This window comes from Candidatus Uabimicrobium helgolandensis (assembly GCF_041508025.1).
Classification (GTDB): domain Bacteria; phylum Planctomycetota; class Uabimicrobiia; order Uabimicrobiales; family Uabimicrobiaceae; genus Uabimicrobium; species Uabimicrobium helgolandensis.
On the sequence record NZ_CP165719.1, the window covers coordinates 4,196,292 to 4,215,907 of the forward strand.

Below are 19,616 nucleotides of genomic sequence, written 5' to 3' on the forward strand. Positions count from 1 at the left end.
GTTCATTATAAGAGTGCAATAAAACAGTAGTTTTATTCCCAGTTTGTCAATAAAATATATTGCAATTTAAGATGAAATTTATATATAATGTAATGTAAGCGTGTATTGTTCTAGCTAGATTAGGTTCTGACCTAAACGCTTAGAAAGAGACCCTTGTACTTTGGTTGACTATTTTTATGAAGTATTTTGGAAAGGATTATAGAATGTTTATTTTAGAAAAGACACAATTGATTGGGTTTGTAGAATGTTTACAAAAAATTTATCTACTCATTGGCAAATAATTCTTCATTTTTTGCCCGAAAATCAACAAAAAGCGCTATTGCAAACAGGTGCAGAGATTATTACGACGCTGCATTTATTTTTTGTGATGGTTGGTATTATATTTCCTAGTAACAAATCATCTAAAACTTACAACGCTCTATACTGGAATCCACTGCAAATAAAAATCCTTGAAGGATACCCTGCACGACGCCACCCTACTTGATTTTTCTCTATCATTCAAATTTTACTATTGTTTATTCAACGCTAGAAGTTTGTCTATAGTTAGGGTTTGGAAAAAATTATGTCCATTTTATGACATTATTTTTGGCAGCCCTTAGCGTAAATTTCAATAATTATCAATATGATAGTTTACAACTAGGAGCTTTCAATGAAAAAAGTAGGCGTTATATATAATCCTTTCGCAGGAAAAAATAAAAACAATCCGCAAAAAAAACAGTTAGTTTTAGAAAAAATAATTGGTAATAGAGGTATTGTAAGAGCAACTCAAAGTATTGATGATATATATGAGGTTGCAAAAGAATTTCAACAAGAAGGTATTGATATTCTAGGCATTAGTGGTGGAGATGGTACAAACCAATGCGTTCTTACTACTTTTTCTGATGTTTATGGAGAGGAAAATTTACCTTTAGTTGCATTACTTCGCGGAGGAACTATGAATCTACGAGAACAGTCTCTCAAGATGAAAGGTTCTCCTGAGGCTCGTTTAAAAAGACTCATAAAAGTTTTAGATCAGGACAATTGCCCAACAGTAAAACACACCTTATTAAAAGTGAATGATCGTTATGGCTGTATTTTTGGTAATGGAACGATTACCAATATCATGGAAGAATACTACAATGGTGGGAATCCAGGATTTAAAAAAGCATGTACACTTTTTTTGCGATCTCTTTTTTCCAGTATTACCAATCAGAAATTTATAACAAAGTTGTTTAGCCCCATAGAAGCGCAAGTAAAAATTGGAAATGAAACACTTCCACAACAAAGCTTCACTGCGCTTATGGCTGCAACAACAAAAGAATGTGGACTAGGTTTTAAGCCATTTTACCGTGCCCAAGAAAAAGCAGGATATATTCACTTTTTAGCAATAGATCTGAGTCCCACAGAGGTGATGAAAAACCTTCATCGTATTCGCGCAGGTAAGAAAATACATAGTGATCGTGTATATGATATTGTAACTAAAAAAGTTGAAATCCAAACAGTAAAACCATACTACTACACTATTGATGGTGAAATGCTAAGTACCTCAAGCAAAATAGTTTTAGCTGCTGGCCCAACTGTTAATTTGATGGCTATTTAGATACTGTTAGTTGCGATTTTTTTGTGGACACCAGTAACGATTTAACTTGTAAAAATCTAAAGTAGCAACCCTGAAAACTACTAACTTACGGAAAATATACTTCTTTATTTGAACTTTGTTTTATTACACGTTTTTTTAATGTAAAACAAGTAAAATTGCTATGTCAGGAAGAAATAAAATGACATGGATAAGTATTGGGAAAGTAACAGAGTTTTTTGGTGTAACAACACAGTCAATTTGCGATTGGACAAAACAGGGGAGATTAGAAGCAATACGGAGATTAGGTAGGCATAGAAGATACAATCTGGAAGGCATAGAAAAAAAGCTTGGCATTGAAAACGAAAATGAAAAAACGATACTATATTCAAGAGTAAGCGCGCACAATCAAAAAGAAGACTTAGTGAGGGTAAATCTCGCCACCGCTTCAACAAACAATCTGTTGTTTTCGGCTGTTTTGATTGGGGAGCGCGTAAACTTCTTACTCTTTGCGTTTTTAATAACAAAGGTGACAACTTTCGCAGCCATACTTTGCTAATTTTTGTGGCATACAAAGTAAATTACAACGAATTTACAAAGATATTGATCATTGGAAAAGCAAGAGCGATAAGCTTCTCTACAAAGATTCGCTTTCAATTCTACTTTTCGAAGGTGGTTGGAAATTTTTCTTTGTGTATTTTTGCCAACTCTACATATTTAGCAGCCCATTTCAAGTGTTCTTCGAATATACTGGTGTTTAGTTCTCTTACCTTTTTACCTGGAATTCCAACAACTAAACTGTTTTCTTCAACTGTAGTGTTTTCCAATACAACACTACCAGCTCCAACAATGCTACCTTTTTTAATGTGTGCTCCTGTTAGGATAATTGCACCAATTCCGATAAGACATCCATCTTCGATTGTACACCCATGAATATTTGCGTTGTGCCCGATTGTTACATTTGCACCAATAATACAAGGCGTATCATTTGTAACATGAACAACACTACCATCTTGAATATTTGTATTTTTACCAACTGAAATGTAATTGACGTCGCCGCGAAGTACGCTATTATACCATACAGATGCATATTCTTCTATACGTACATCTCCCATAACTTGAGCGCCATTTGCAATAAATACCGATGGTGCAATAGTTGGTAATGTGCTTAGGGTGTGTTTTGGTAGATCTGTTTTTTCCATGGTTTTTCACCTAAAATAAACGGTTAAGTCCATTAAGGGCAGCTACTCGGTAAGCTTCTGCCATTGTTGGATAATTAAAGGTCGTATCAACAAAATACTTAACAGTGTTTGCTTTGCCTTTTTGCGACATAACTGCTTGTCCGATATGAATAATTTCAGAAGCCTGGTAACCAAAACAATGAATGCCTAAAATTTTGAGTGTTTCGCGATGGAATAATATTTTTAACATTCCAACTGTGCGCCCAGCGATTTGGGCGCGTGCAAGACTACGAAAGAGTGATTGTCCTACTTCATAAGGGATTTTTTCAGCTGTCAATTCGCGCTCTGTTTTACCTAGAGAACTGATTTCAGGAATAGTGTAAATTCCCGTGGGAATATTTTCAACTAATCTTTTGTCTGCCACTTTTAGTATTTTTGATGCAGCATAACGTCCTTGATCATACGAAGCGCTTGCCAAACTTGGAAATCCGACTATGTCACCGACAGCGTAAATATGTGTTGCATTTGTTTGATAATGATCATTTACTTTAATGTACCCGCGGTAGTCTAGTTCTATACCAAGATCTTTTAAACCCATATTTTCAGAATTTCCAGTGCGTCCATTTGCCCATAATAATGTATCTGACTTTAGTTTTTTTCCTGACTGTAGATATAAAACTACCCCGTCTTCTGCGATTTCAATTTTTTCATAAAGCTCATTATGACGAATAAGAACTCCTTGGTTGCGCAGGTGATAACTAAGCGCATCTATTATTTCATTGTCTAAAAAAGCCAGTAGTTTATCACGTGTATTGATTAAACTTACTTTCATGCCTAGGTTTTTTAAAATAGAAGCGTATTCACAACCTATAACACCAGCACCATATATTGTAATTGATCGAGGTGTGTAGTCCATTTTTAATATACTATCACTATCTAAAACACGTTTGTTACTGAAATCAACTTCTTTTGGATGATAGGGACGCGAGCCTGTAGCAATTACAAAGTTTTTTGCATGAAATTTTTCACACGCTCCAAAACTGTTTTCGACTTCAATAGTATTTTTGGATATAAAGCGTGCATAACCAGGAATAATCTCAACGCGATTGCGTTCATAAAAACTACGACGCATATGAGATTGTTTATTGATTACTGACTCTGCTGATTTTATTAAATTAGAGTATCCAACATCTATGTGTCTGATTTCACTAGCAAATAGAGGATTATTGCGTAACTCCAGTACAGATCTAACTCCGTGGCGTAAAGATTTTGAAGGGATCGTTCCCCAGTGGGTGCATCCACCACCCATATCAAAATATTTTTCAACAACCGCTGTTTTTTTTCCGCTTTTAGAAAGCTGCATTGCAGCGCCTTCTCCTCCTGGACCGCTCCCGATAACTATTACATCGTATTTTTTCATTCCTTATTTTTCCTTATCTTTCCTTATACAAAAAGTATTTACCTTGATTTTGGAGTTATTCATGTCGATGGCAAAAAATTTAACAAACATTTTGTGCTTTTTAAGATCAAAACGCACAAATCCAGGAACTTCTTGCGAAAAAATAGTGTCTTTGCCACTATGCGCCGCATTCAATTTTCCAGCGCTTCCCGAAATCACCTGAAAAGATTTATTTTCTAAATCCAAAAATTGCAAATTATGATCATGTCCGGCAACGTAAAAATCTACACCACACTGTTGTATAATTCGACTCATGTTCTTAATGAATTTTTGGTAGGGTTCAGCATTAAGATCCTGTTTGTAGGGAGATAATGAATATACCGTTTTATCTGCGATTACAGATAGAGATGTGAGCCATAAAAAAGTAAATGGTCGTAACCAAGATGGAATGACATCTCTAGTACCTGTCCATGTCCATTCTCGCAATGAGCGAAATCCAGAATGCGTTCCATGGGAACTTATAGGATGATGTCCGAAAATTAATTTCCATTTTGCGGGGCTATTATTTAATTTATCGCGTAAATAGTCCCAATGTTGTTTTGCCATAGATGTTTTTTGAGAGTACATTTTTAAATATAAGGGTGTATCTAGAGCTATAATAAGAATATCATTTGTATTAATGACTATTTGTGGAAAGGCAATTTGTTCTATATTGGCGGATTTTAGCTGTTGGTGTTCTTTGTCATTGTTTGTATCTTGTATGATTTTATGATGAATTGGGTATGATTTAAAGATGGGAAAATCATTTTTACCGTTAAACAAAAATTCCGCTGTAGTTTCTTCGTGTAAACGACCATCTATTTGATGGTAATCGTGGTTTCCTGGTACCACATGAAAAATAATATTTTTCTTTTGGTACTGAGTGTTACGATAAGATTGTCCGAATCTTTTTTGTAATACTTCGATGACCAGTGGATGATTGAACTTTTCATTAGGTAAACCGTCAGGATATATGTTATCTCCTAAGCCTAACACAAAAGGGGCCATTTTGAGTTGTTTAAGACGTAGTAGGTCTTCTCGTAAAGCTTTCGCTACCATTTTTTGTTGGATGTTTGCTGTTCCCCAATCACCAAGAGCATAAAAAGTAATTGTTTGTGCATCTGGTTTTTGAGAATCATGATAAAGGTGTTGATAGTTATTATTTATAAAAGCCTTATGTTTATAGCTTCGTGGAATGAAGATAATTGTTAAAATTGCAATAATTGGCATAGAAAAAATAATAGCGCGGATTGATTTTTGTAATTTTGCTTTCAAGAGATCTCCTTTACAACATAATAGACTCGAGTCGTAATATTAATAAATTAGATTTTTATGTTAGATATAGAATGATAAAGGTGGCGTAACTGATTTGTGTGTTTGGTTTGTTGTTATGTCGTTGCCGTAGGTGTACACCTACGGCAAACTGCATTAGGACATTTGTACAACAATTGGATGGCGGCAATTTGGACAACAACCTTTTTTTCCCATCATCTTTGCTGATATGTGTAATTTTTTTGTACAGCTTGGACAAGAAAAAAAGATTTTTTTCTTTGCTTGCTGTGCTTTCTCTAATTTATCAAGGTATGCATGTAAATTGCGTAAACACTTCATGAACATTCGCTGCACAAATGCAATCTTGCGGTAGTACTCGCTTCTTAGTTCTGGATCATCTATTTTTGAAGCATCGTAAATAGGTGGTTTTGTGAGTTCATCCAAGTGATTGAACAAAATCTTGTTGAGCCTAGCATGTACGCTTTCGATTTTTATTCTTTCTTGAGGATTATTGCGCATCATTTGTGTTAATAGTTCACAAAGTGCTTCGACTAAACTACCTTTTGGAAGGTGGTCACTGAGTTTTGGTTTTTCCGAATACAATATTACTTCAATGAGTTCATGCAAGCTATTTGCACTTACGACTTTTTGTCCTGTAAGGACTGTAAAAAGTGTACTCGCAAGTTGATAAACATCGCACTGGTGTGTCAATATATTGTCAGGTTTAAATTGTTCTGGGGCTGCATAATACAATGAACCAGCAAAAGCGCGCTCTACGTTTTCTTCTGCTGTGACTGGGCGGCAAAGATGTTGTAGTTCGTAAGCTCGGGCATATTCTCTTTCTTGTAGCTGTTTGTGTGTAGTCTCTAGTGACGTTATTTTATTATTGATTTGGTTCATTTCTGTTTCGTTAAATTCTTGCATATTTACTTTACGTTCGTATAGACGTTTTAATCTTTTATGTACGAGTTCACATTCAGTGCTAATACGTAAAAAATCGCTGTCGAGAACGCGTAATAGTCGCCTATTATCATCATTTAATTCTGAATTTACAGAATGTGTTATTATAGCAAGTCCAAAGTCGAATAACTTGGGCATACCATCATCAGTAAGTAAAATGTTCTGTGGTTTAATATCACGATGAATGACACCTTCTTCTTTTAGCTCCATTAAAGAACGAGTCAATCCGTATAACAACATAAAACCTACAGTTATTGGCAATTTTTTGTCAGGAAACATCTTACAAAGTTGATCGACGGCAATATCTCCTCCATACTCCATCATTGCATAGTAACCAAGGTGCGAATTATCTTCGTGATTTTTTGCCATTAAACACCCTTGTTGAATTAGTCCTACTACACTGTCGCTAATTTTTGCGCGTTGCGCAATTTTTTCTAGACAATTTCCTTCGTGTATTAGTGACTCTTCGCAGCCTTTAAAAGCTACTTTTACAACAAAGCTTTTTCCTGCTGGCAATTCCGCATAGACAATTTCTTGGTTGTTAATTCCACTACGAACACAGAGATGATCGGCAAAATATTCTCTTGCCCAGTTATTTTCTGGCCGAAGTGATAATATTGTTCCGTCGAATTTTGTAGTTAGCTTTAAAACCATTCCCATTCCGCCGCGGCCAAGTTCGCTAATTTCGTAGTCACTTTGGAAAAAATCTTTGATTGATGTGCTTTTTTGTTTTAGCTCATAGTAGTGTAAAGCCCAGTCTATTTTTAAAGAATAAATGTGCGTTTGTGGTTCTTTGATGGCAACTAAAGCGTAGTTCTCTCCTTTTTTGAGATCATTTTCTTCAACAAATGTTTCCCATGATTGAACTTTATGTTCGTTTGCGAAATCGACTGAAACTTGCATTACTACCGATGAGGGTTTCTTATTTTCTTGCGATAAACTTGATTTTTCTGACAGGCGCGTTTTAGTTGTCGAAATGCTGTCTTTTTTGCCTAAAGTATTTGTATCACTTTTATTATCTGGATTTGCTGTTGGTGCGCTGACGATAGTTGCTTCTGATTCGAGAGATGGATCGTTTGGTTCTTTAGAAACAAAATCAGTGACATTGCCTCCAACAACAGTCATATCTGTTGCCATAGATTCGTTAACAACATTAATGCTTGCTGCTACTTGGGGAATATTGTTGTTGCCAACTACCGTTGTATCTGATTCGAGATAACCAGGAGTATTGGATAAATCTTTGGAAACGAAGTCGGAGACGTTTGCTCCCACAACAGTCATATCTGTTGACATTGATTCTTTAGCGTTTGTTACTTGGGCATTTGAATCTATGTGGCTAGGTGTTGAGTCTTTCGCGACAAAGTCGGAAAGGTTGCCAACAACAGTCATATCTGTTGCAAAAGAGTCGCTGGATGAGCTCAATGGAGGTGTATATGTTTCGGGTGCGTAGTTACTATTATTTTCTTTTGAAATAATATCATCAATCTCTCCTCCTACAACAGTCATGTCTGTTGCAAAAGACCCCTCTGAAGGATTTAATGGCGGTAGGTATGTGTCTGGATTTACTTCACTTTTTTCTGAAACATTTTCTTTAGAGATGAAATCGGAGACATTTCCTCCTACAACAGTCATGTCTGTAGCGAAAGTATCGGGTTCAGAAGCACTTGGTTCTGAATTATTTACACCACTAGGAATATTTTCTTTAGAGATGAAGTCAGAGACATTTCCTCCTACAACAGTCATGTCTGTAGCGAAAGTATCAGGCTCAGAGGCACTTGGTTCTGAATTATTTATATCACTAGGAACATTTTCTTTTGAAATGAAGTCAGAGATATTTCCTCCTACAACAGTCATGTCTGTAGCGAAAGTATCAGGCTCAGAGGCACTTGGTTCTGAATTATTTATATCACTAGAAACATTTTCTTTTGAAATGAAGTCAGAGACATTTGCTCCCACAACTGTCATGTCTGTAGCGAAAGTCTCAGGTTCAGAGGCACTTGGTTCTGAGTTATTTATATTACTAGGAACATTTTCTTTTGAAATGAAATCAGAGACATTTGCTCCCACAACTGTCATGTCTGTAGCGAAAGTCTCAGGTTCAGAGGCACTTGGTTCTGAGTTATTTATATTGTTCGGAATACTTTCATTGGAAGTAAAACTTGAAGCCTTTTCTTCTGCAGTCATATCAGTAGCGAAAGTATCAGATTCAAAATAACTATTTGTTTGTATAGCCTCTGCTACTTTGTTAATGGCATCACTAACTACAGTTGCATCGCTTGTAAAATTAGGTTGAGGTTCAGGCTCAGGTTCAGGTTCGTCGAAATAGCTGTTTGCTTGTTCTTGTTCAGGGTGCTTGTCTGTGATTTGTTCAGCAACTTGCGATACTTTTTCACTTACGATGGTTGCATCAGAAGAAAAATAAGAACCAAGTCCTTTTTCTTCTTCTAATCCTGTTTCAAAGTAGTTATTTGGTTGTGAATTTTGCTCTTCTGCTACATTTCCGTCACCTAAAATAGGAGAATCAAGCTCGAAATAACTAGGAGATTCTACAGGAGCTTTTGCATTTTCGACGGAGTTAGAGGACTCTATTTGTCCAACAATCTCTGGTAATTCGTTGTTCCCAACAATAGTGTCATCAGAATCTAAGTTAGGAGATTCTATTTGTCCAACAAGTTCCGGTAGCTCGTTGTTACCAACAATAGTGTCATCAGAATCTAAGTTAGGAGATTCTATTTGTCCAACAAGTTCCGGTAGCTCGTTGTTACCAACAATAGTGTCATCAGAATCTAAGTTAGGAGATTCTATTTGTCCAACAAGTTCCGGTAGCTCGTTGTTACCAACAATAGTGTCATCAGAATTTAAGCTGGTAGATTCTTCTACTGCTTTTGGTAATTCGTTGTTACCAATAATTGTTAAATCTGATTCTAGATCGCTATCTTTTTCTACTGGCGCTGTGTGTGGAAGATCTCCAACAATAGTTTCGTCTCCACCAGCTAACTGCGGTAAGTCGTAGCTGCCTTGTTCTTTAGGATTTTGTTGGTTTACGTCTACATACATATCTACTTTTGAGTTGCTAAGAGAAGTAGTTGAGTTCTCAATGTCCAAATGTTTTTGGTCGCTAAAATCACCATGAACAATTCTTATATTATATTGTTGTAAGCCAGAAAATTCTACAACGCTTGAATTTTGTAAACAATTTTTATACTCAAGTATTATTTTTTTTAATTGTTCTTCGAAACTGTATAAGTGTTGGAAAACAATTGCGTTTTGTAAATTAATTTCTAAATCAATTTCTTCGCTGTCACTTGTATGATTAAAAATCCAACATTTTCGATTAAATTTTTCCTGTAAATATAGTAGCACATCGTTTTTTAGTTCTGAAGGAAAAGACATTGTGTTTTGTGTAGTTTGTAAATCGGTTGTTTGTTCTAGTTCTTTAACGATTTGCTCTAATGAAATATTTTTTTTCTCTTCTAGAATAGGCACGTCTTCTTTTATTTCTAACTCTTTTTTGATCATATCGTGCACTAGTTTTCTGGTTGTATCTATGCGATTATCATCCTCGTCTTCCATTAGAGCTACTTGGATATCAATAGTCTTTTCTAAGTTACTTGCTCCAGTGAAATCAAGGGAGTCTTTTGTGTTTGTTTGTTGATTGAGATCTTTGAGGAGTTTTTCGTAAGAAGAATAGCGTTTTTCGGGATCTTTATTTAACATCTTATCGATAATATTAACAACTTGTGTTGAAATATTAGAAGGTATTTTTGGATGTGGTTGGGCAATATGTGCTTGCATAATGTCAGTATAAGGACCGTGGTATAGTGTTTGCCCCGTTAAACAGTAATAGTAAATAGCGCCTAGAGTGTATATATCTGATTGGATTGTTGACTTTTTTCCTTTGCACTGTTCTGGCGATAAAAAATGCGCAATTGTTGGCGGTAGACTGTGGTCTGTAATTTTAATACCGCCATCATGAAATATCAAATTATTAGGTTTTAGGTTTTTTAGCGCTTGATTTTGAGTACAGAATTCTCGAAGCACTTCTACAATTTGTATTAAAAAATCTGTCGCTTCAGGTTCTGCTATCTTTTTGTGTTTTTGAATTTTTTGTCTTAAGGTTTGGCCTTCTTGATACTCGCGCAAAATAAAATAGTTTCCTTTTTTCATGATAGCAAATATTTCAGCTATGCCTGGATGAAACACTTTACAGTTTGTTTCTAGATCTCGTAAAAACTTTAAAAGAAACTTTTCGTTTTGCGTTACTTTCCCTTTTAGTATTTTCAAGGTACAAAGACCATGTTTAGGATGTTGTATTAAGTAGCTTATACCTAAAGAACTACTACCTAAAGATTTCTTTATTTCCACATCTCCGAGGAGTCGTTTTATTAATGATATTGTTTGTGTTGATAACATAAAACACCTGCTATTGTAGTAATGGACTTGGAAATATTTCGTTGGAAATTAATTGTTGTATTTGTTGCTGTACATGTGTCAAATCTTGAGGATAAGTAATACCTAACCACTGCTCTTGAGAAAATAAAACTTTTACATCTGCTTTTTTTTCGAGAATAAAATGATTAACAACTGATGGAATGTAAAATTCATCTTTTTGAGGGTCTTTCATTTTTGTTAGAAACGTAGAAAATAATGTATCTATGTAATCGAAAATATCTGGTGGAAATCCCCAAAAGTTCATTGAAACTGGCGTTTCGTAACGCAAAGGACCAGAATTTTGCACATCTGCCAAGAGAATAGCAGTATGCTCCTCTATTTTTGATAAAATATTATTTTGCGTAGTGCATACTCCACGTGAAACACTACCGTGTTTAGACAAGGTCTTTCCTAACTGAAAAGCTACCATTGCAAAAGAATGCAGATTTTTCTTTAAAAACTCAGCTATTAATTTATATGAAGAAGCGCCATAAAAGTCATCAGCGTTGATTACTACAAAAGGAGAATTTACTTTTTCCCGTGCGCATAGAACAGCGTGGCCAGTTCCCCATGGTTTTATTCGTGCATAACGACTGTTATATTGCTTATGATGTTCGTCTTGAAAAACGTGACATATCTCTATGTGCTTTTCCCATTTTTTTGTTACTAAATTATGAAAATCTTTTTCAATATCTTTACGGATGACACATACTATTTTGTCGAAACCTGCCCGCACAGCGTCGAAAAAAGAGTAGTCCATCAGTATTTCGCCGTGGTTTCCCACTGCTTGTAACTGTTTTAATCCGCCATATCGACTGCCCATGCCTGCGGCTAAGACTACTAAAGTAAGAGACATCCAAACCTCCAGATTGTACGTTTATAGGGTTTATTTGCAAGGAAAGCAAAATAAAACTCAAACTAGGGTGTCGACACTCGGGTTTTGCCAAGAGAAACGTCGACACATTCTTATAAACTCTCTATTTTTCAACGATGATTATGATCTACGCGATTTAAAATATTTTTTATGTTTTCAAAATGAAAGCTTTTGATTGTGTAGTGGGTTTCTTCTTCGATAAAGTAAAAAACCACTTCTTTTAACATACAGTGTAATAGTTCAGACACTGCAAATGCATAAATAGTTCCCAGGTCTAAATAGTAATCATCGTCTTTCTTTTTATTTAAGCAAAAATCCATCATAACAAAACCATCGTTTTCTTGAAAGGCAATATCAATATTTCCCTTTACCAAATAGTTTTCGAAATTTAACACAAAAGGGAGGTTTTGGTATTTTTTTGTGCATAATTCTATTCTTTTGTCTAAATTTTTCAAGAGTATTAATATTTTTTCTAAGTGAAAAGTTTTTATATAATGAAAAGATTGGATTTTTTTTTGTAGAAATTGAAAATCTCTATTTGTATATGAAAGAAACAGTAAATCCTGTAATTCCATAGCCATTAGTTGTTTATCCATTTGAGTATTGATTATCTTGTGGTGACTTCGAGTATTTTTTTTCTGCGAAGATACAAACCGTTGTCGATGAGAAAACCATTTACTCTCTGATATAGGGTCTAGGTGTTGAATTTTTGTTGGGGCCATTGATGTAAGTGCAATATCCTTTGTTATCGAGTGAAATGTGTCTACATGTATATTTGTAGAAGCAGAAGAAATATCATTTTCTAGAAAATTTAAAAAACCCTGTTTTTTATCAGAAACGGGTATCATTAAGTAATCTCGCGCTCTTGTTGCTGCAACATACAATAGTCTTTTTTCTTCGGCAAGTAACCTTCTCTTTTCTTTTTCAGATGCCGATTGATAGTTGTTTGTTTCTAATAAGCCTTTTTGTAGACGTATGGAAATAGATTCGTTTGTTTTGTCGCGTATAATACTAGGGAGTTCACGAATGTTTGCTGCTACATCTGCAAGAATAACAATCGGAAATTCTAGGCCCTTTGAACGATGAATACTAAATATACTTATGGCGTTTTCTTCTATTTCAGACTCATTATCTATACTCTCTAGTTCGCTTAACCATAGAACAAAATCTTTCCATTCTACGAAAGAGGTTATTGATTTTATTTTTACAAAGTGGAGTATCTTTGTTAATGATTTTATATACTGATTTTTTTGCTGCATAGATGCAAATGTAAGTAATATATGAGTTTTATGGTAAAGTTGTTGTAGCCACTGATATCCAGGTATTGTTGCAAGAAGTAGATGAAATTCGCGAAGCAATATCATTATGCCTGTTAAGCGACCTTCCTGTTTTTGTGGAGTAGCGAGATAACTGAGTTCACATTCGCTGTATTCAAGTATTTCGTAGTCACTAACGCAGAAAATAGGGGAGCGAAGTGCTGCAATAAGGGATACTTTGTCGAGAGGATCTAATAGAGATTTTATAAGAGAAATTAAACTATGAATTTCTATGCGGCTAGAAGAAGATTTTCCTCCTATTACTTGGTAAGGAATGTCTGAACTTGATAATACTTGCTCGAATAGATTTACATAGGTGTATCGGCGAAACAAAATGGCAATGTCCTTGTAAGAGCAGGGAGATGCTTCTTTGTCTTTGTATACGGTCCATTCTTCTCTTGTTATACGATGGATTGCTTCTGCTATACATTTTGCTTCTTGTTCTATAGCTTTTTGGCTACCTAAATCGTAAGAAATAAGCGTGATAGGATTGTTGATTTGTGTCCCTTCGCGGCTTGGATCGAGAGGGGTGTATTGGGGTTGATATTTTCCATCAACTGGTTTTGTGATCAGACGAGAGAATACTTGATTGCACCAGTGAATGATGCCATGAGTAGAACGGAAATTTCGCGTAATAAAAAGGCAATTTTGTTGCCCAAGAATTTCTTTTACTGTTTCGTATATTTCTATATCTGCACCACGAAAACGGTAAATCGATTGTTTGGGATCTCCTACCATAAAAAGTTTGCCAGGTAAAAGATTTGCTTGTTGCCAATTGTTGACTTGTTCATCGCTACTGGCAAGTAGAAATAAAATTTCAACCTGTAAATCGTTAGTATCTTGAAATTCATCTACAAGTAAATAGCGAAAATTTTCTTGGCACTGCTGACGAATATCATTATTTTTTTGTAGTAATGTTTTTACGTAGTAGAGTAAATCGTCAAAATCGAGTATAGCCTGCGACTGTTTTTTTTGCTGCACAATATTGAAGAAATTCTCTAGCCACAATAAGGTATCACATACAAGATTATGATTGTGGTTGGCTGTTGTTGTTTGGCAAATGCCTTTAAGCTCTTTAAGTTGCTCTTTTACTTCTTTTAAAACTTGTGGTGGCTCCCAGTTTTTTTGGTTGCCACCTGATTTGATTTCTATGCCGTGAGCAACATGATACATAAATTGTTGTAATGATTTCTCTTGTAAGAAACTATGATTGCGACAAAGAGCTTCGATGGCAAGATAGCCTTTATCTTCTTTATTTGTACAGTGTTTTTTATAAGTTTTCAAGGTGTAGATAGCATCAACTAATGTTTTTCTAAATTGTTCTAAGTCGACATTTACTTTTTCCAAATGGCAAACACTACGTTCGTGAATTAATAACTGTACAATTTTTTCCAGTTTTTCAAAAGATATACCTAGTAATAATAAAGAGTACAAGCACTCATTTCGCTGTTCTATTTGTTCTTGTAACCATAATTGCCACTGGCTGTGGATAAATTTGTTGAAAGCTCCTGGGTCTACAACTGAAAATTCGGGTGAGAGTCCTGCTTCGATAGCATATTGTTTTAATACAGAGGCGCAAAATCCATGAATGGTGTTGATATTCGACTTTTCAATATCCAAATAAGCAGTGCGAATTCTTTGTAGAACTTGAGTGTTTTTTTCTGTTTCTAAAAGAAGTAGGAGTTGTTTTTTTATGCGTGTTTTTAATTCTTCTGCTGCTTTTTCTGTGAAAGTAATAGCCACAATTTGAACTAATGTTGCACGGCCACTACAAATTAAATTAAGAATGCGTCCGACTAATAAGGTTGTTTTTCCTGTTCCAGCTCCTGCTTCGACTAAATAAGTAGTGTCTAAATCATGTTGTATAAGTTCCCGCGCATGTTGATCCATAGTAAAAAAAAATCTCTACAAAGGTATATTAAAAATATGGAATCTCTGGTAAAAAAGTTATTTGGTAATTATAATGGACAGTGCCAATACCAATTTGGCAGTGGATTTTAAGTATACTAAACTTTTAGAAAAGTCACACGTCTTTTGTATAAGAATGTCGATTTTTATTAGGGCGCATCAATACGCCCTAAGTGCCCTAATACAAAACGGGAAATATCAATGAAGCAACTTATTATAATTTTCTTTTTTACTCTATTTTCTGTTGCTATTGCAGCACAAGAGGACAAATATCAGGTTAAGTTTGAAAACGAGAGCCTTGATTCGTTTTTGCAAAAAGTTAGCAAAATTACTGGTCGTGAAATTATTATTTATAGTAAAGATTTAAAAAACAAAAAAATTAATATTGCATCCACACAAGCAATTACCAAAGAGACTTTGTATAGTTTTTTTCTATCGGTAATGGAATTCAATGGTTATATCGTACAGAGTGTAGGGCAAGGAGATTCTCAGATACTCAAGATTCGTCGAGCAACCTCTGGAACTTCTATACCGACGACAACGGTATTTACTAAAGAAGAACTACAAAAGTACCAAGACCAAGATATTTTCTTAACTATGGTTATAGAATTAAAGCATATTTCGGCTCGCGAAGTACAAACTTCGCTACGCGCTCTACGTATAATAAATCCTAGAGGAGGAAATCTGGGAGGTATTAACAGTTCAAATACAATTTTAATTACTGATTTTGCGCCAAATGTTAAACGAGTTTATGATGTGATTCAACTACTGGATCAGCCTGGTGCGAGCAAAGAGTTACGTGTAGTTCGTTTAAAAAATAACAATGCCCAAGAAGTAGCAACTCAGTTGAGCGAACTTACTTCTGGAAACAAAAGAACGAATTCGCGAATAGCACCTCAACTAGATCAGGCAAAGCTAGCCGCCGATCCACGATCAAACTCTATTATAATCAAAGCTTATCCTGCTAAAGTAAAGCAACTTGTTGCACTTATTAAAAACTTGGATTCTCAGGTAATAAAGGAACCATCCGCATTTCATTACGTACGCATTAAAAATATTGATGCCCAAGTATTACAAGAAACTTTAGCAAAGTTAGTAGAGCAAGAAAAAAATGACGAAACCTCTGTTGCGATTGAAACGGACACACAAAATAATGCTCTTATCGTACAGTCAGATGAAAAGATGTGGTCGCAAATATCAGCAATTATAAAAGCTGCAGATGTGCGTAGTCCACAAGTGCAAGTGAAAGCCGCTTTGGTAGAAGTGAGCCCTAGTGATTTACTAGGATTAGGTATTGAACTTTTTTATGCTGAAAATTCAGAGGATGGTAAAACGACAATTGGTGGGGGATCAAACTTTGGTTTTACCAATCTTGTTGCTGTTAATGGTAACACTGCTGTTCCTATCAATCCGAATCAGGCACTTACCGCACAGAAGTTTGGAAAACTTCCCCTTGTTCCTTCACGCGATCCTTTTCAACGTTCGGGAACTTTTTTTGCGAATTACGATGATTTATTTACTTTACCTCTTTTACTGAATGCCATTCAAACCCAAACAGATGTTCGCGTTGTGTCGCTTCCAAGTGTTGTTGTCAATGATAATAGTGTTGCGCAAATAAAAGTAGCAAATTCACAACCTTCTTTGGCGACAAAGATAGATGATTCGGGGGCTTTCATTGATTCTTTTGGTGATTTCCAAGAGGCAGGGACAACATTACTTGTAACTCCTCATATTAGTAGTGAGAAAAACTATCTACATCTTGATATTAGTCAAACGGTGGAAGCTTTTGACCAAGCATCTTTGGCTACAGGTGGTGTACAAGCAAAAACAGCGCGACAAATTGTTTCGACAATTAGCATTCCGAGCGGACATACTGTTGCTGTTGGTGGATTAGAATTTGATCGCAATGTGATGACTGTTGAAAAAATTCCTTTACTTGGAGATTTGCCTCTTATCGGCTTTTTATTCCAAACACGTGTTGTTACTCATCAACGCCAAAATGTCTTTCTATTTGTTACAGCTAAAATTCTGGACGATGAAGGCTTTGAAGATTATAAAAAGATGTCCCACGAAGTAAAGCTGGAAACGAGTAAGTTTGGTGTTGACATGGAATTAATTGACGAATCTTTTAAACGCTATCAAAAAAAATATGGGCTTACAGAAGAAGAACCAGAGCCGAGATATATGCTTGAATACCAAAGTCCAAATAAAAAGTAACATTGATACGTCTGTTCTATGCCATATAAGTGACCAACCAAAAATATTTATTATTGTTTTTAAAAGGAATAGAAGTTTATATAATGTAAAAGACATAATTCGTACTTCAAAACGAATATCACTGTTTTGTAAGTCACTCTACATCTCTAAGATTATTTACATGGGACCTTAAATTATGAATAACAAAAACTTTGTTGAAACCATAAAAGTTGTGTGCATTATATTCATGCTGTCTTTCGCATCGGTTTTGACAGCGCAAAATGAAGATGAATATAATATCAACTTTGTAGATGATGAACTCGAACTGTTTATCAAAACCGTGGGAGAAGTAACAGGTAGAAGTTTTATTATTTACGACCAGTCAGTAAAAACCAAAAAAATCTACTTAGTTTCCTCAAAACCGGTATCAAAAGAACTATTATACAAAATCTTTCTTTCCGTAATGGAATACAATGGTTATATTCTTGAAACCATCGGCAAGGGCGAAAATGAAATTATCAAAATAAAACGCAATATCCAAGGTCCATGGACACCAACAGTCACAATATTCGATGAGACCGAGCTGAGAAAATATCAAGATAAAGATTTCTTTATTACCATGGTTATTAAACTAAAGTATATATCTGCTCGCGAAGTTCAAACTACTTTACGTGCTCTACGCATTGTTAATCCTCAGGGGGGTAACCTTGCGGGTATTGAAGGTTCAAATACTATTTTGATCACCGACTTCGCTCCAAACGTTAAGCGTATTTACGATGTAATCCAAATCATGGATAGACCAGGACCAGAAAAAGTATTACGTATATTTAAGATGCAGTATGCAGATGCAACAGCTCTTGTAGATACTTTAAATGAACTCACTGAAAAGCAAACTCGTTCGTCAGGAATTGGTTTAGGTCCAAACTTAGATGATGTAAAAATTGTAGCTGACCCACGTCTTGGTGCCCTTATTGTACAAGCGTACCCTGGTCGCATGGAGAAATTAGCACTCATTATTGAAGAATTAGACCAACAGCTTAACCAAGAACCATCAAACTTCCATTATATTCGCTTAAAACACGCTGACGCCGCTATCTTGCAAGAAACATTGGCGAAGCTTGTTGAAGAAGGTGGTTTTAGTGGGCAAAGTGGAGCGCGGCCAGCAGGATCAAAAGTCTCTTCTGGTGGTGACGACAAAGATAATAAACCTGCTATTGAAGTAGACACACAAAACAATGCTTTAATCGTTAGATCTTCTCCGCGTGAGTGGAATGAAATTTTAAGCATTATTCGCCAAGTAGATGTGAGAAGACCTCAGGTACAAATAGAAGCTGCGATTGTAGAAGTAAGTCCTCAAGACATACTTGGTCTTGGAATTGAATTGTTTTTTGCCGAAAATGCAGAAGATGGCCAAGCGACTCTTGGAGGTGGTACTAACTTTGGTTTTACAAACTTAGTTGCTGTAAACGGAAATACTGCGGTCCCTATTAATGGAAATCAAGCAATTACAGCACAAAAATTTGGTAAATTGCCTTCTCTTCCTTTTCGCGATCCGTTTCAACGTTCTGGAACATTCTTTGCAAATTATGACGACCTATTTACATTACCTATACTACTAAATGCTATACAAACACAAGTTGACACAAAAGTTGTGTCATTACCAAGTGTAGTAACAAATGACAATCAACAAGCACAATTAAAAGTAGCAGATGCCCAACCTTCTGTTGTAAACAACGTAGATGATGGTGGAGGAGTTCGCGAGACGTTTGGTGAATTCCAAGAAGCCGGGACAACGTTACTTGTAACACCACACATCAGTGGAGAAAAAAACTATTTGCGTTTAGATCTTAGTCAAACAATTGAGGCATTTGATCGCGCTTCTGCAGCTGTCGGTGGTGTTCAGGCAAAAACTTCTCGCGAAATCGTTACATCAGTAACAATTCCTGATGGACATACTGTTGCTATTGGTGGATTGACATTTGACTCTCGCACAATTAGTGTTGAAAAGGTACCTCTACTTGGTGATTTACCACTGATTGGTTTCTTATTCCAAACGCGTATTGTGACACATAATAAACAAAATATATACTTGTTTGTAACTCCGCGTATTTTAAGAGATGAAAACTTTGAAGATTTCAAAAAATTCTCTCATGAGAAAAAAATGGAAACAAGTAAATTTGGTGTAGATATGAGTCTCATTGATCCTTCTTTTGCTCGTTATCAACAAAAATACGGCTTGTCGGAAGAAGAACCAGAACCACTGTATATGCTCGAATATCAAAGTCCTAACTCAAATAATACAGATAATACAGATAATAAATAACATTGAGTAGTTAGGGCGTGTTAACGCGCCCTAATACAGAAAAATAAATAGAACACACTAAGTAACCAACTGGTAACTTAATTGATAGGCGAGCTGCGGAGAGTATAGCGGTTCGCCTTTTATTTTATATTTTGTATAGGGACACGCCCTAGAGCGCGTGAG

11 protein-coding genes are annotated in these 19,616 nt (G+C 35.6%); 5 read left to right on the forward strand and 6 right to left on the reverse strand.

From position 1 onward, the window contains the following. Nucleotides 1–244 precede the first annotated feature (244 nt). The 3 genes from UABHE_RS15295 (at nt 245) to UABHE_RS15305 (ending at nt 2,114) form a co-directional block, all read left to right on the forward strand. The gene (locus tag UABHE_RS15295; protein ID WP_372371205.1) at nt 245–484 is read left to right on the forward strand and encodes a hypothetical protein; all 240 of its coding nucleotides are present in this window, start codon (nt 245–247) and stop codon (nt 482–484) included. 165 nt (nt 485–649) lie between these two features. Next, nucleotides 650–1,579: a diacylglycerol kinase family protein gene (locus UABHE_RS15300; protein ID WP_372371206.1), complete on the forward strand. Its 930-nt coding sequence runs from the start codon at nt 650–652 to the stop codon at nt 1,577–1,579. 178 nt (nt 1,580–1,757) lie between these two features. Next, nucleotides 1,758–2,114, forward strand: coding sequence for a hypothetical protein (locus UABHE_RS15305; protein ID WP_372371207.1), 357 nt, complete (start codon nt 1,758–1,760; stop codon nt 2,112–2,114). A gap of 100 nt (nt 2,115–2,214) precedes the next feature. Here UABHE_RS15305 and UABHE_RS15310 read toward each other — a convergent pair whose 3' ends face one another. The 6 genes from UABHE_RS15310 to UABHE_RS15335 form a co-directional block, all read right to left on the reverse strand. Beyond that, complete coding sequence (locus tag UABHE_RS15310) at nt 2,215–2,757, reverse strand: gamma carbonic anhydrase family protein (RefSeq protein WP_372371208.1); 543 nt, start codon at nt 2,755–2,757, stop codon at nt 2,215–2,217. A gap of 10 nt (nt 2,758–2,767) precedes the next feature. Beyond that, on the reverse strand, nt 2,768–4,156 hold the full coding sequence (sthA, locus tag UABHE_RS15315; protein WP_372371209.1) for a Si-specific NAD(P)(+) transhydrogenase: 1,389 nt from the start codon (nt 4,154–4,156) through the stop codon (nt 2,768–2,770). A 3-nt stretch (nt 4,157–4,159) separates the two neighbouring features. Further along, complete coding sequence (locus UABHE_RS15320; protein ID WP_372371210.1) at nt 4,160–5,449, reverse strand: metallophosphoesterase; 1,290 nt, start codon at nt 5,447–5,449, stop codon at nt 4,160–4,162. Nucleotides 5,450–5,602: 153 nt separating this feature from the next. Then, nucleotides 5,603–10,819, reverse strand: coding sequence for a protein kinase (locus tag UABHE_RS15325; RefSeq protein ID WP_372371211.1), 5,217 nt, complete (start codon nt 10,817–10,819; stop codon nt 5,603–5,605). A gap of 10 nt (nt 10,820–10,829) precedes the next feature. Next, entirely contained in the window at nt 10,830–11,693 is an 864-nt protein-coding gene (locus UABHE_RS15330; RefSeq protein ID WP_372371212.1) for an NDP-sugar synthase, read from the reverse strand. 128 nt (nt 11,694–11,821) lie between these two features. Continuing rightward, nucleotides 11,822–14,917, reverse strand: coding sequence for a UvrD-helicase domain-containing protein (locus UABHE_RS15335; RefSeq protein ID WP_372371213.1), 3,096 nt, complete (start codon nt 14,915–14,917; stop codon nt 11,822–11,824). A 219-nt stretch (nt 14,918–15,136) separates the two neighbouring features. Between UABHE_RS15335 and UABHE_RS15340 the strand changes: the two genes are divergently transcribed. Together UABHE_RS15340 and gspD are read left to right on the forward strand one after the other, a co-directional pair. After that, on the forward strand, nt 15,137–17,152 hold the full coding sequence (locus UABHE_RS15340) for a secretin N-terminal domain-containing protein (protein WP_372371214.1): 2,016 nt from the start codon (nt 15,137–15,139) through the stop codon (nt 17,150–17,152). A 175-nt stretch (nt 17,153–17,327) separates the two neighbouring features. Further along, on the forward strand, nt 17,328–19,454 hold the full coding sequence (gspD, locus tag UABHE_RS15345; protein ID WP_372371215.1) for a type II secretion system secretin GspD: 2,127 nt from the start codon (nt 17,328–17,330) through the stop codon (nt 19,452–19,454). The last annotated feature ends 162 nt before the right edge of the window (nt 19,455–19,616 follow it).

Bases quoted from the DNA above. Each gene is read 5' to 3' on its own strand.
- UABHE_RS15295 (WP_372371205.1), top strand. From the start codon at position 245: ATGTTTACAAAAAATTTATCTACTCATTGGCAAATAATTCTTCATTTT.
- UABHE_RS15300 (WP_372371206.1), top strand. From the start codon at position 650: ATGAAAAAAGTAGGCGTTATATATAATCCTTTCGCAGGAAAAAATAAA.
- UABHE_RS15305 (WP_372371207.1), top strand. From the start codon at position 1,758: ATGACATGGATAAGTATTGGGAAAGTAACAGAGTTTTTTGGTGTAACA.
- UABHE_RS15310 (WP_372371208.1), bottom strand. From the start codon at position 2,757: ATGGAAAAAACAGATCTACCAAAACACACCCTAAGCACATTACCAACT.
- sthA (WP_372371209.1), bottom strand. From the start codon at position 4,156: ATGAAAAAATACGATGTAATAGTTATCGGGAGCGGTCCAGGAGGAGAA.
- UABHE_RS15325 (WP_372371211.1), bottom strand. From the start codon at position 10,819: ATGTTATCAACACAAACAATATCATTAATAAAACGACTCCTCGGAGAT.
- UABHE_RS15330 (WP_372371212.1), bottom strand. From the start codon at position 11,693: ATGTCTCTTACTTTAGTAGTCTTAGCCGCAGGCATGGGCAGTCGATAT.
- UABHE_RS15335 (WP_372371213.1), bottom strand. From the start codon at position 14,917: ATGGATCAACATGCGCGGGAACTTATACAACATGATTTAGACACTACT.
- UABHE_RS15340 (WP_372371214.1), top strand. From the start codon at position 15,137: ATGAAGCAACTTATTATAATTTTCTTTTTTACTCTATTTTCTGTTGCT.
- gspD (WP_372371215.1), top strand. From the start codon at position 17,328: ATGAATAACAAAAACTTTGTTGAAACCATAAAAGTTGTGTGCATTATA.